This window comes from uncultured Lutibacter sp. (assembly GCF_937891065.1).
Classification (GTDB): Bacteria; Bacteroidota; Bacteroidia; order Flavobacteriales; family Flavobacteriaceae; genus Lutibacter.
The window spans coordinates 1-12,114 of the sequence record NZ_CALAEQ010000234.1 but is presented as its reverse complement, the minus strand read 5'-3'; the positions used below and the strand labels follow the sequence as shown (position 1 = coordinate 12,114).

The 12,114-nt window shown below is 27.4% G+C and carries 14 protein-coding genes; 4 read left to right on the top strand and 10 right to left on the bottom strand.

The genetic code is table 11. From position 1 onward, the window contains the following. The 3 genes from Q0352_RS12795 to Q0352_RS12785 all read right to left on the bottom strand — a co-directional run. On the bottom strand, positions 1 to 115 hold a 115-nt coding region (locus tag Q0352_RS12795), incomplete at its 3' end, for a universal stress protein (RefSeq protein ID WP_299528057.1). 94 nt (positions 116 to 209) lie between these two features. Further along, positions 210 to 1,265 carry a response regulator gene (locus Q0352_RS12790; protein ID WP_299528055.1) on the bottom strand — a complete coding sequence of 352 codons (1,056 nt, stop codon included), beginning with the start codon at positions 1,263 to 1,265 and terminating at the stop codon, positions 210 to 212. Beyond that, positions 1,262 to 2,506 carry an ATP-binding protein gene (locus Q0352_RS12785; protein WP_299528053.1) on the bottom strand — a complete coding sequence of 415 codons (1,245 nt, stop codon included), beginning with the start codon at positions 2,504 to 2,506 and terminating at the stop codon, positions 1,262 to 1,264. Before Q0352_RS12785 ends, Q0352_RS12790 begins: the two co-directional genes overlap by 4 nt. A 189-nt stretch (positions 2,507 to 2,695) precedes the next feature. On the opposite strand from Q0352_RS12785, the gene Q0352_RS12780 reads away from it, so the two are divergent. The 3 genes from Q0352_RS12780 (at position 2,696) to Q0352_RS12770 (ending at position 5,564) form a co-directional block, all read left to right on the top strand. Beyond that, positions 2,696 to 3,286, top strand: coding sequence for a CDP-alcohol phosphatidyltransferase family protein (locus tag Q0352_RS12780; RefSeq protein WP_299528051.1), 591 nt, complete (start codon positions 2,696 to 2,698; stop codon positions 3,284 to 3,286). Positions 3,287 to 3,337: 51 nt separating this feature from the next. Further along, positions 3,338 to 4,513: a metallophosphoesterase gene (locus tag Q0352_RS12775; RefSeq protein WP_299528049.1), complete on the top strand. Its 1,176-nt coding sequence runs from the start codon at positions 3,338 to 3,340 to the stop codon at positions 4,511 to 4,513. A gap of 118 nt (positions 4,514 to 4,631) precedes the next feature. Continuing rightward, a complete protein-coding gene (locus Q0352_RS12770; RefSeq protein ID WP_299528048.1) occupies positions 4,632 to 5,564 on the top strand; it encodes a L,D-transpeptidase in 933 nt (310 codons plus the stop codon). Positions 5,565 to 5,588: 24 nt separating this feature from the next. Here the strand turns inward: Q0352_RS12770 and Q0352_RS12765 are convergent, their stop codons facing one another. The 5 genes from Q0352_RS12765 to Q0352_RS12745 form a co-directional block, all read right to left on the bottom strand. Beyond that, positions 5,589 to 6,077 carry a hypothetical protein gene (locus Q0352_RS12765; protein ID WP_299528046.1) on the bottom strand — a complete coding sequence of 163 codons (489 nt, stop codon included), beginning with the start codon at positions 6,075 to 6,077 and terminating at the stop codon, positions 5,589 to 5,591. Between the two features lie 83 nt (positions 6,078 to 6,160). Continuing rightward, entirely contained in the window at positions 6,161 to 6,538 is a 378-nt protein-coding gene (locus Q0352_RS12760; protein ID WP_299528044.1) for a hypothetical protein, read from the bottom strand. Between the two features lie 76 nt (positions 6,539 to 6,614). Further along, positions 6,615 to 7,601, bottom strand: coding sequence for an MlaD family protein (locus tag Q0352_RS12755; RefSeq protein WP_299528042.1), 987 nt, complete (start codon positions 7,599 to 7,601; stop codon positions 6,615 to 6,617). A 4-nt stretch (positions 7,602 to 7,605) separates the two neighbouring features. Further along, on the bottom strand, positions 7,606 to 8,349 hold the full coding sequence (locus tag Q0352_RS12750; RefSeq protein ID WP_299528040.1) for an ABC transporter ATP-binding protein: 744 nt from the start codon (positions 8,347 to 8,349) through the stop codon (positions 7,606 to 7,608). A 2-nt stretch (positions 8,350 to 8,351) separates the two neighbouring features. Beyond that, positions 8,352 to 9,155, bottom strand: a complete 804-nt coding sequence (locus Q0352_RS12745) for an ABC transporter permease (protein ID WP_299528038.1) — start codon at positions 9,153 to 9,155, stop codon at positions 8,352 to 8,354. 285 nt (positions 9,156 to 9,440) lie between these two features. Between Q0352_RS12745 and Q0352_RS12740 the strand changes: the two genes are divergently transcribed. Then, positions 9,441 to 10,139: a hypothetical protein gene (locus Q0352_RS12740; RefSeq protein WP_299528037.1), complete on the top strand. Its 699-nt coding sequence runs from the start codon at positions 9,441 to 9,443 to the stop codon at positions 10,137 to 10,139. 237 nt (positions 10,140 to 10,376) lie between these two features. Here the strand turns inward: Q0352_RS12740 and Q0352_RS12735 are convergent, their stop codons facing one another. After that, positions 10,377 to 11,129, bottom strand: coding sequence for an exodeoxyribonuclease III (locus Q0352_RS12735; RefSeq protein WP_299528036.1), 753 nt, complete (start codon positions 11,127 to 11,129; stop codon positions 10,377 to 10,379). Positions 11,130 to 11,329: 200 nt separating this feature from the next. Further along, complete coding sequence (locus Q0352_RS12730) at positions 11,330 to 11,998, bottom strand: BON domain-containing protein (protein WP_299528035.1); 669 nt, start codon at positions 11,996 to 11,998, stop codon at positions 11,330 to 11,332. Positions 11,999 to 12,114: the final 116 nt, after the last annotated feature.

The following is a 12,114-nucleotide window of genomic DNA, read 5'->3' as shown; positions in this document are numbered from 1 at the left end:
AGGTAACGTGTAATAAATAAAAATTACAAGCTGTTTTTTTGTAAAGTTCTAAAGCGTATTTTATGGCATTCCAAGAATTTTCTGAAAAGTCTGTAGGAAGTAATATATTTTTCATTGGACTAATTAAATTAGGATTATACTCAAAATTAAGAGGTATAATTATAGTTTAAAATGATATATATCAATTGAATGCCTCTTGTGAATTTAAATTAATTAACTTTTTTCAATTTATCCATATTTAATATTTTAATATTTCTACCTTCTAAATCAATAATACCTTCTCTTTTAAAATCGGAAATGGTTCTTATAAAAGTTTCAGTTGCAATACCGGCAATACTTGCAAGATCGCTTCTTGATATATGAATACTTTCGCCTTGTATAGAGCTAATTTTTTCAGTAAATTGTAAAATGGTATTTGCTGTTTTTTTTCGTACAGAACTATATGCCATTTCAATTAAATTTTCTTTTATTTCTGTTACACTATCTGAAAGATGGTCTATTAATTGGAGGGTTACTTCGTGGTTATTTAGTAAAATATTTTTTAATTCTTTTTTTGCGAGTCGTAAAATCTTTGTATTTTCAATTGCGGTAGCTGTTTCTTGATAAGGAATATTATGTGAAAATGATGTGATGCCAAAAAAATCATCTTCTTTATGTAATGCTGTAATCAGTTCTTTGCCTTGTAAATCGCTTTTATATGTTTTTACAACGCCAGAATGAATTAAATAAACAAAATTTGAGTTTCCACCTTCGTGATAGATAATTTCTCCAGGATTAAATGAATACTCTTCAACAGTTTCAATAAAATAATTTTTAAGATGGTCTAATGTTTTTAGTTGATCTACAATAGTTGTTTTAGTAGTGGTATTTTCTTTTATTGTAGAATCTTTAAGAATAGCAACTTTTGCCAATCTACTTTCAATAGCGCTAAATAACTCAGATTCGTCAAAAGGTTTTGTAATATAATCATCAGCGCCTAAATTCATTCCTTTTCTAATGTCTTCACGGCTGATTTTTGCAGATATAAAAATAAATGGAATATGTTTCGTGTCTTCTTCTTTAGAAAGAATTTGAAGCACTCCATAACCATTTAATTCAGGCATCATAATATCGCAAATAATAATATCAGGTAAATGTTTTTTGGCTTCAGCAACGCCAATTTTACCATTTGAAGCAGTAATTACGGTATAGTTTGCCAACTCTAAAAGTTCTGCTGTATTTTCTCTAACAAAAAGGTCGTCTTCAATAAGTAAAATCTTTTTCATAATGTTCTAATTAAAGGTAATTTAACAATAAAAATAGACCCTTTATTTTCTTTGCTTTCAAAAGATATTGAGCCTCCTAAATTTTCTAAATGGGATTTTACAATATTTAAACCAATACCTGTTCCTTGAATATGTAATACATTTTCAGCTCTAAAGTAACGGTTAAATATAAATTTTTGGTCCTTTTCAGGTATTCCAATACCTTCATCAATAAACTTAAAAATAGTGCTTTCGGTATCTTGATAAATATCTAAATCAATAGTGGTATTTTCTAATGAATATTTTATGGAATTGTATAATAAATAGGATAGAATAAGTTCTAGAATTTTCTCATCTTGGTATAATACATAATCATTAGTATCTGATGAAATATTAATTTTTTGTCCACTTTTTAAAAGCATATTAGCATTATACACTACCTCATTCACAATTTTGCTTAAATTAAATGTGGTAAATTTATAATTAACATTGCTAGCGTCAATACTTTCTATTGATAAGAAATTATTTAAAATATCATTAAGATAGTGTACTTTTTGTGTAATTGTTTCTATGTGTTTATCTCTTTTATCTTGCTGGTTGCTTAATTTATATTTATCTAACAACATAGAGGATGTTAAGATACCGCTTAAAGGTGTTTTAAACTCATGAGATACTAATGATAAAAATTTTGTTTTTAAACTGTTCAGTTCTTGCTCTTTTTGTAAGGCATTTTTAATTTCAGCTTCACCTTCAATTCTTTTTTTTATTTCTCTTTTTAAACTAATATTTACTTCTGTTAGTTGTTTAATTTTATTTTTTAATTCAGCTGTTTTTTCTTTTACTGTTTTTTCTAGTTTAATATTGATATTTTTAATTTTCTTGTCTGTTTCTTTACGCTTAGTGACATCAATAATTAATGCGATTATAAATAATTTTTCATCAATTTCAAACGGATTTAAGCCAATTTCTAAAGGGAATTCTTTTTTGCTTTTAGTAATCCCATAGAAGTTTAGGTCATAATTTATTTTGCGTATCGTTTTATTTTTTAAAAAATTCGAAAAATGAGTTTTATGATTGAGTTGGTATTTTGATGGAATAAGAATGTTTAAAGGTTGATTAATTAATTCTCCTTTTTTATAGCCAAAAATTTCTTCTGCAGAAGAATTTGCTGCAATTATATGTTGTTTGTCATTTGCTATAATTGCCCCTTCAGGAATAGCTTCAAAAAGTATGTTGAAAATATGTTGATTGCTAAAAGACATAAAATTAATTTCATGGTTGAGGCAAAATTCAATATCAACATAAATATAGTTAAAAATTGATTAAAAACAGTTAATAAATAGATAATTTGATTGTGTAAATTGATATTTATCACTTCAAAAGTTGATTGAGATTCGTAATTTTAATGAGGGTTAAGTTGATAATAACATTAATGAAATACAATATTTTGGATGTTAACATTTAAAAATTTTAATATTGCGGATTGGTTTTCTTTTTATAGAATCGCGGCTTCTCCATTTTTATTAATTTTAATTTGGTTAGGCGAGCGAGAGATTTTCACTTGGTTTTTGTTGGTTAGTTATTGTACGGATATGATTGATGGGTTTTTGGCGAGATCTTTGAAAATTACCAGCCCTAGAGGATCTCAATTAGATTCTTTTGGGGATCAAATTACATTTGCAATTGGTTTAATTGGATTATTATTTTTTGAATATGATTTCATGAAAGAGAATTATATTTTAATATTAATTGCTTTTATTCCTTATGGTATTCAAATGGTTCTTGCATTTAGAAAATATGGGAAAGCAACTGCTTTTCATACTTATTTAGCTAAATTATCGGCAATTATACAAGGTGTATTTATACTTTGGCTATTATTTTTTAATCCCATTTATTGGTTGTTTTACACAATGATTGTGTTGGGTTTATTAGAAACAATAGAAGAAATTACACTTATTTTTATGTATGATAAATGGGTTGCAGGTGTAAAAGGTATTTATTGGGCTTTTAGAGACAAGCGCAGACTGGCTTCTGAAAAATAATAAATTTATACTATGCGACCCTTTTCGTTTTTAAAAATTATTCTTTTATGTTTGGCAATATTAGTTGTTGATATTTTTACTTTTTATTGGTTGTTATCTGTCACTCAATTAATTACATCATCATTTGTAAGAAATAGTATTTATATTGCTTTCTGGCTTTTTACTATTGGACTTATTACAGCTATTATTTTATTAAAGAGTAGGTTAGATAGCATGAATACTTATCGGAAACAATGGCTCATATCTTCTTTTTATGGGCTTTCAGTTTCTTCTTTTGTTCCAAAATTAATTTTTGTGACGGTTATTTCAATATTATATTTTGCAAATTATGTGTTTTCTGTGAAGGAATCATTAATTATAATTCCCATTATTGGTTTGTTCTCAGGGTTTCTTCCATTTTTTGTAATTGTGTATGGTATTTTTAGAACCTTATATCGTTTTAAAATACATAGAATTAAAATTAAATTTGAGGAATTACCAGAAAAATTTGATGGATTGAGAATTGTACATATATCCGATCTTCATTTAGGTAGTTTTAATTTTCGCTATCATATTTTAGAAAGAGCAGTGCGATTAATCAATGAATTAGAAGCTGATTTTATTTTTTTTACGGGTGATTTAGTTAACAATCATGCGTGGGAATTAAAGGGATGGCAACGAGTTTTAAAAAAATTAAAAGCTAAAAGAGGGAAATATGCTGTTTTGGGAAATCATGATTATGGAGATTATAGTAAATGGAAACCTTTAAAAGCAAAGCAATCTAATTTTGAATTGATTAAGTATTTCTATGAAAGAATTAATTTTAAATTGTTGCTGAATGAAGCTGATACTATTGAAATTAAAAAAGACAAGATTGCTATTTTAGGAGTTGAAAATTGGGGGAATCCCCCATTTAAGCAATATGGTGATTTGAAAAAAACGTTGAAGAATGTTGCTGATATTCCTTTTAAAATATTGCTATCACATGACCCATCTCATTGGACAGAAGAAGTAGTTGAAAAAACAGCTATTGCTTTAACATTATCTGGGCATACACATGGAATGCAAGCCGGTATTAATTTTAAAGATATAAATTGGAGTCCTATTCAATATAAATATAAACATTGGGCTGGCTTGTATAATTATAACAAACAATATTTATATGTAACCAGAGGTTTGGGCTGGCTTGGGTTCCCAGGAAGGTTAGGAATGCACCCTGAAATTACACTTTTAGAGCTTCATAAATAATTTTATTAAAAATTAGTAGCTTGGCGAAATCAACGTTATTAAAATTATTACTGATAATGGTCATAGCATTTATAGATTATAATCTTTAAATTAATATAGTTTTTAAATTTATCTTAAGATGTTACGATTTAACTTGTTATTCAAAAGTTTTGCTGTTTTTGTCTTATTTATTTTTTTAGTGTTTGATATGCAAAAAAATGACGAAGTATATGATAATAGCAAAAAAAGCATTTTTATTAAAGATTCTATAAATGTTATTTGGGTTTCAAAAAACATTAAGGTAAGAGATTATTTCAACTATATTGATTCTCTTGTTAATCAACATAATTTAAAAGCTAATTATGTAATGACTGAACATATTTTGGTTCGTGCTAACCATTGGATAATTGACACATTAGCGAATACAGATTATTATAGAATGATAAAAAAAGATTCTTTTGTTTACAACCAAAAAGAAATGATTGTATTACCTAAAGGCTGTAACATTTTAATTCCTGATTCAACGGTAACTTCAAGTATTCTTAATTCAATGAATAAAACTAGAATAGCTATTAACATTCCTGAATTTAAGCTACGTATTTTCCAAGATTCATTACTTCTTTATGAATTTCCGGTAAGAGTAGGTAGAAATGAAAAAAAATATTTAAAAATGGGAAATAGAATTACAGATTTAAAAACCATTGCAGGAAATGGGAAAATAGTAAATCACAATCGTAATCCTGATTATTACAACCCAGTAAATGGCCATCAATATTATGTAACAAGAAGAGACGATTATAAAGTGACTAAATTACCTCAAATACCTTTTATTGAAACTGAAATTAATGGCATTAGAAACGGACAATTAATACATCCAACAACAAACCCGAATACACTAAATAAGCCCTATTCTAATGGCTGTATTGGAACAAGTGAAGCAGATGCTTGGATTATTTACTACTATGCACCAATTAGCACAAAAATTGATATTACTTATAATTTGAATAGAACCAATGAAAAAGGAGAAACAACTATATTACAAGATATTTATGCTTTAAAAGTAAAGCAGTAAAGTTAAAAATAGCAACTATTTAAATTAAAATCCAACTTTATTTTTAATAACGGGTACTTCCCATAGAATCATCTTTTTTAAAAACTCATCTACTTTTTCAATAATTAGTTTTTCGTCAATATTTTCTGGCTTGTAAATTGTTAAACCATCATCATTTGAAGCATCGGTAATATTGTCTAGAATTGGAAATAACATAAAAATGTTGATATCTCCACTATAAGATTGAGAGAAAATTAATGCGCCTCCCTGAATAAACTGATAAGTAGGTATTTGATTGGTTTTTTCAATTAAATCTGGCGGAAAAGAATCAAATGTTATATTTACAGCTTCATTGGTATTTATCCAACTAAGTTCTTGTACGCGCCATCCAATTTTATATTTTTCAACAATGGTATTTAAAGTTTTTAATAGTAAAATTTTTGTTTTTGTTTTCCAAATAATTTTTTTCTCTACAACAACTTCAATTGATTTTTTATAATCATTTATGCGTTCTTCTAAATGCTCAATTTTCATATTCTTTTTTTAAAAATTAGTATTCACTTAATGAAAGTGGCAATTAAAATGTGGTTCACTTAAATTTATGAATATTTAGGTGTTTAATGATATCTCTTACTGCTTAAGTTTTTTCGTTTTGTGGTAGTTTCACTGTGATACTTTCTAATATTATCGCCATAATAATCGTTGATTCTAATTTTTCTACTTCGTTTCAAATCATAACCTTTAAATCTGGCAGGTAATACATTAACAGTTAACCATGCTCCATTGTCTAAATAGATATAATTTCTTAGAGATAAATCATAGTAAAAATAGTAATCAGGAAAGTACATATATCGAACAGTTTCAACTCTGTTTGGATAAAACCATGGTGGAGGAGGCGTTCCAAGTCTTGAAGAAAAAACTACCGGACCACAACTTTCGAGTGTTATAAATAGAACACTTAGTATTAAAATTAGCAAGAAATTAAACTTTTTCATCACTTTAGTATTTAGTATATACAATTTACCAATAATCAAAAATGGTTGAAATGATATATATCAATTATAGTTTTAGCTAATTTTTCTTTTTTTCATCTTTAGCCTTTTGTCTTTCTATTTTTTTGAAATAACCTCTAAATAAAAAATTATGTTTTAAAGCTTCTAAGTTTTCGTTTAATTGAATACTTCCTTCTTTTATATTTTTAATTGTTTCATCTATATCTTTTACAAGTATGGTATCATTAACCATATAATTTAAAGTTCCTTCTCCATTTTTAATATTTAAAACAACGTAGTTTAAATTATTAATTACGGAGTCAATTCCACTACTTGAATTATCTAAATTAGATATGATTGATTTTATTTTATTAGCGGAAATAGAGTCGCTTAAAAGTACAGAGGCAACGCTTTCGTCATATTTAATTGCTGAAATGATTTCTTTAATTTCTTTAATTGTAATTGAAGCGTCAAAACTTGTAGTTTTTAAATTTAGCATCGTTTGTTTTAAACTAGAAGCTAGTTCAGGATCTCGAATTAACATACCCAATGTCCCTTTTCCATTTTTAATATCTGTAGTGATCTTCAAAAAATCAGCAATTAATTGCGCAGCATTGTCATTGGTTGTATTTAACGTTTCTAACATATCAGTTGTTGAAATTTTACTGTATGACTTAATGGTGTCACCAGGTATTAATGGGACTGAGATATCTTTTCCAGGAGCAATATTAATTACCATGCTTCCAACCAAACCATCAGAACCAATAGCTGCAACTGCATTTTTTTTAATGTGTTGTAGAATTTTATTTTCTATAACCATATCAACACATATAGTACTATCATTTATCATTATAATATTTTTTACAGTACCAATATTAATACCTGAATAACGAACATTATTTCCTAATTGTAAGCCGTTTGCATTATTAAATACGGCACTAATTCGAAAAGTATTTCCAAAAATATTTTGCCTATTTCCAATAAAATAAAGTGCAATAATTAATAGAATTGTGCTTAAAATTACAAACAAACCAAGATTAAATTTTTGTGTATTTGACGTTTTCATGACTTTATGATTTAAAAAATGCTTGAATTTTTTTATCAGTTGATGAAGACAATTCATTAAAAGTTCCTTCGGCATAATTAATGCCATCAATTAACAAAATCATTCTATTAGAAATTACCCTGGCACAATCTACATCGTGTGTTATAATAAGTGATGATGTTTTATGTGTTTGTTGAATATTCCTCATTAATTGTATAATTTCTTTGGCTGTTATAGGATCAAGACCTGTAGTTGGTTCGTCATAAATAATAATTTTTGGTTTAAGAATTACAGCTCTTGCCAATGCAATTCTTCTTTTCATTCCTCCAGAAAGTTCTTCAGGCATTAAATCTATTGCATCAACAAGTCCTACACTTATTAAAGCGTTATGTACCAATTTTTCAATAGTTTCAAGTTCTCTTTTTTGTTTGCGCAATGGAAATTCTAAATTTTCTCGTACGGTCATAGAATCATATAAAGCACTTCCTTGAAAAAGGAATCCAATTTCTGTTCGTAAATTATTGAATTCTTTTTGTGACAATGTTGTAATATCTTTACCCATAATTTCAATGGTACCACTATCTGGTTGCATTAAGCCCACTAAACATTTTATCATTACAGATTTACCTGACCCAGATTTACCCATTAACACTAAATTTTCACCTTCAAATAATTCTATAGAAAAGCCATTAAGCACATGATTGTCTCCAAAACTTTTTTTTAGATTGTTTATTTTTAAAATGGGTAGTATGTTTTTTTTATTTTCCATTTCTAAATTTCAAAAAAAATATCAGATATAAATACGGCTATAAAATCAATTACAAATAATAACAAGGAAGTATAAACTACTGCAGAGTTTGAAGCTTCACCAACACCTACAGTACCATTTGTGCAATTGTATCCTTTAAAGCTTCCCACTAAACCAATAGCAAAACCAAAGAAAATAGATTTTATGGTTGCAGGAATGATATCAGAAAATTTTATGGCATCAAAAACCTTATTAAAATACAATTGAAAAGAAACATCTCCTTTTAAGTTTTCAATAAGAGAAGAGCCAAATAAAGCAATAGCATCTCCATAAATAATAAGTAGCGGTATCATAAGTGTTGCAGCCATAATACGTGTAACTACTAAAAATTTAAATGGATTTGTACCTGAAACTTCCATCGCATCAATTTGTTCAGTAACTCTCATAGAACCTAACTCTGCACCAATCCCTGAGCTTATTTTACCGGCGCATATTAAGGCAATTATAACAGGTCCAATTTCTCTGATAATTGAAATACTTACCATTGAAGGCATCCAAGATTCTGCACCAAACTCCATTAATGTGGGTCTGGATTGTAATGTAAAAACCAATCCTAAAATAAAACCAGTGATGCTCACCAATAATAAGGAGCGATTTCCCATATTGTAACACTGCCTTAAAAGTTCTTTAAACTCAAAGGGTTTTGTAAAAACTTCTTTAAAAAAACGGCCAGCAAAATAAGATAGCTCACCAATTTCTATAAAGAATTTTTTAATAGTATTAAATATTTGTAATGATGTTGTCATATCATTCCAATGAGTTATCATTATATTAAATTTAAAATAGATTTCTAAGGTGTAAAATGATTTATATCATTTATAAGTGTGTAATAATGAGTTAAATTTTGATTTATGAATCAAATTTCAATTTTTATTGTTGAATTAAATCAAAACCTTACTATTTTACTAAAAAAGAATAAAAATAATTATTATTTAATTGTTGCATTGGTTTGATATTAATCATTTATAAGTATTAATTATGGTTATAACTTTATAGAAGTTAGTGAAAACTTAAACAAAACAAATTTTTAATAATAGTTAATCTCTTTAGCCATGATAATCATAGAATTAAATAAACATAAACAAGAAAATAATTTTAAAGAGTTTTATAAAAAAATTTCAACATTTATTCCTAGTTTGAAAAAACTTGCTTCTTCAAAGTTGAAACTCGCTGAAAATGAAGCGCTTATTGATAAAGGCTTTTATAATACAAATGATATTTTAGACGAAGTGTTTTTGGACGTTTTTAAAACTTTTTCATCTAATATGAATGAAAAACAGTTGAAGCAAACACTCTTATTAAAAACCATTCAAAAAATAAATGAAAAAACTGAAGAAGAAGAAAAATTCCCAAATGATATATCTATTGATGCTATTTTAAAAGAAGAATTGGATTTGTTAAATGAAGATTATTCAGTTGAGGCAGATGGAGATTATATATTTGATGAAGATCTTGACGATATTTCTTATAAACAAAACAGTTTTAAGTCGGCTCATTTCATTTTAGATCAACCATTAGAGATGGAATTAACTGGGAAATTAAACTTGAGTAATGCATCGTTATCTTCAGATAAAAGCAGAACCTTGTTTGGATCGTCATTTTATACGCTGCCAACTATAAGTAAAAGAATTATTGAGTTATTTGTGTTTGGAGATCAAACAACAGCTGAAATAGCAGACACATTGTTTGTTGAAGAAGAAAAGGTTCAAAAAGTAATTGTAAGAGTAAAAGAAAGACTAGAAAAACTATAGTAACAAGTATATAATTGAAATTATAAATGAGCGTAGATTTCTTATAAATAATGCACTACCATTAAAAAAGGATATCCTAAAACTACAGGCGGAAGTGGTTTACACGTTTATGTGACCGTAATTACCTAATATTCATTTAAATATGGAAGGTAATGGCTTAAAAACTAGGGGATTTATTTTGCGAAGTGTTAACTCACAAACAACATTTTTTCCTATAGTGTTTAAAGTCTCATTTATTTATAAATCTATTTCAAGACTTATTGGGCAATGATCTGAACCATAATAATCTGAAAGTATTTTAACATCTTTTATGTAGGTAACCAAAGATTTACTGACTAAAAAATAATCAATTCGCCAGCCAATATTTTTAACTCTTGCATGAAAGCGATAACTCCAAAAACTATAAGCAACTTTAGTTGGATGAAGATATCTAAAAGAATCTACAAATCCTGCATTCAACAAATTCTGCATTCCATCAATTTCGATTTGAGTGTAACCGGCTGTTTTATTGTAGTTTACTTTGTTATTTTTTAAGTCAATGGGTTGGTGAGCCACATTAAAATCCCCACAAACAATAATTGGTTTTGTTTTTTCTAATGTTTTTAAATAATTCAAAAAATCGGCATCCCAAATTTTTCTGTACTCCAGTCTTTTCAATTGTTGACCAGAATTAGGAACATATACATTCACCAAATAAAAGGCTGAATATTCAGCGCATATTATTCTTCCTTCTTTATCGTCATCCAGAACATTTATTTTATTAGGTTTCTTTTTACAAAGTAAAGCTGTGCCTGGATATCCTTTTTTTTCTGCAGAATTGGAATAGATGAAGTAATTATTTAAAGACATTAAAATTTCCTGAACCTTTTTATCTTGTGTTTTTGTTTCTTGTAAACAAAGAATATCAGGATTTATTTTCTTTATGGATTCAAAAAAATCTTTTTTTACAATTGCATTTAAACTATTTACATTCCAAGAAATAATGTTCATTTTTTAATGCTATTTATAAATATTTAAAAAAATGAGGCTGACTAAAATGTATAATTTCAGTCAGCCCTGAATCTATCTCAGGTTTTATAATGATTGATAATCAGTATAATGAGATTCTGAATCAAGTTCAGAATGACGAATTTAATAACTTCTTAGACAGCCTCATAAAATATTGTACTATACTCAATTAAGGTTTTTAATTATGCATACTCAGGATAATATTGAACTTTAAGCTCATTTTTCACAGAATATACTCCAGGAGCAAGAAATGCTGCTTTTTGAGCTTCATCTTTTTCAGCTACAGAATGTACTGTACCTCGTAAAGTAACTGTATGTCCATCAACTAAAACGGATACATTATCTGCATCAACTTGAGCTGAGCGTTCAAATGCTTTTGTAATTTTTTCTTTTATTTGAGAAGGTTGCACAGCTTGTTTTATTTGAATGCTGTTAACAACGCCTTTTACACCAAGTAAATTTTGAACTGCCTTTTTAGCAGCATCTTTTTGATAAGACCATTTAAGTTCACCTGATAAATAAATCCATCCATCTTCAACTTTTATAGCAATTTTATCTTCAGGTATTGATGTGTTCCAAGTTAAAGCATTTACAACTGCTTTTGCAATTTCTTTATCTGTTTTTTTGAAGTCTGAGCCATGTTTTACTTCAATATCTAAAGCAACTGCTTTTACCCCTTTTACATTTTTCGCGGCTTTTTCAGCTTCTAATTTTTTAGTATAACTATTTATAATACCACTAAGAGTTACAACACCATCTTCAACAATAACTCCAATTTTTGTTTCGTCAATGTTTGGTTGCCATAATAATTCTGCTAAGACATCCTCTTTAATTTGCGCATCGGTTTTCATAATATAATAATTTTAAATTAAACAATAAATATTTATGTTAAAAGTACTTTAGTAGCTGTTAAATTGAAATGAGGAAAATCAACAGACTTATTTTTTTTGAATTACATATAGCCTGC

Bases quoted from the DNA above. Each gene is read 5' to 3' on its own strand.
- Q0352_RS12790 (WP_299528055.1), bottom strand. From the start codon at position 1,265: ATGAAAAAGATTTTACTTATTGAAGACGACCTTTTTGTTAGAGAAAAT.
- Q0352_RS12785 (WP_299528053.1), bottom strand. From the start codon at position 2,506: ATGTCTTTTAGCAATCAACATATTTTCAACATACTTTTTGAAGCTATT.
- Q0352_RS12780 (WP_299528051.1), top strand. From the start codon at position 2,696: ATGTTAACATTTAAAAATTTTAATATTGCGGATTGGTTTTCTTTTTAT.
- Q0352_RS12770 (WP_299528048.1), top strand. From the start codon at position 4,632: ATGTTACGATTTAACTTGTTATTCAAAAGTTTTGCTGTTTTTGTCTTA.
- Q0352_RS12765 (WP_299528046.1), bottom strand. From the start codon at position 6,077: ATGAAAATTGAGCATTTAGAAGAACGCATAAATGATTATAAAAAATCA.
- Q0352_RS12760 (WP_299528044.1), bottom strand. From the start codon at position 6,538: ATGAAAAAGTTTAATTTCTTGCTAATTTTAATACTAAGTGTTCTATTT.
- Q0352_RS12755 (WP_299528042.1), bottom strand. From the start codon at position 7,601: ATGAAAACGTCAAATACACAAAAATTTAATCTTGGTTTGTTTGTAATT.
- Q0352_RS12750 (WP_299528040.1), bottom strand. From the start codon at position 8,349: ATGGAAAATAAAAAAAACATACTACCCATTTTAAAAATAAACAATCTA.
- Q0352_RS12745 (WP_299528038.1), bottom strand. From the start codon at position 9,155: ATGATAACTCATTGGAATGATATGACAACATCATTACAAATATTTAAT.
- Q0352_RS12740 (WP_299528037.1), top strand. From the start codon at position 9,441: ATGATAATCATAGAATTAAATAAACATAAACAAGAAAATAATTTTAAA.
- Q0352_RS12735 (WP_299528036.1), bottom strand. From the start codon at position 11,129: ATGAACATTATTTCTTGGAATGTAAATAGTTTAAATGCAATTGTAAAA.
- Q0352_RS12730 (WP_299528035.1), bottom strand. From the start codon at position 11,998: ATGAAAACCGATGCGCAAATTAAAGAGGATGTCTTAGCAGAATTATTA.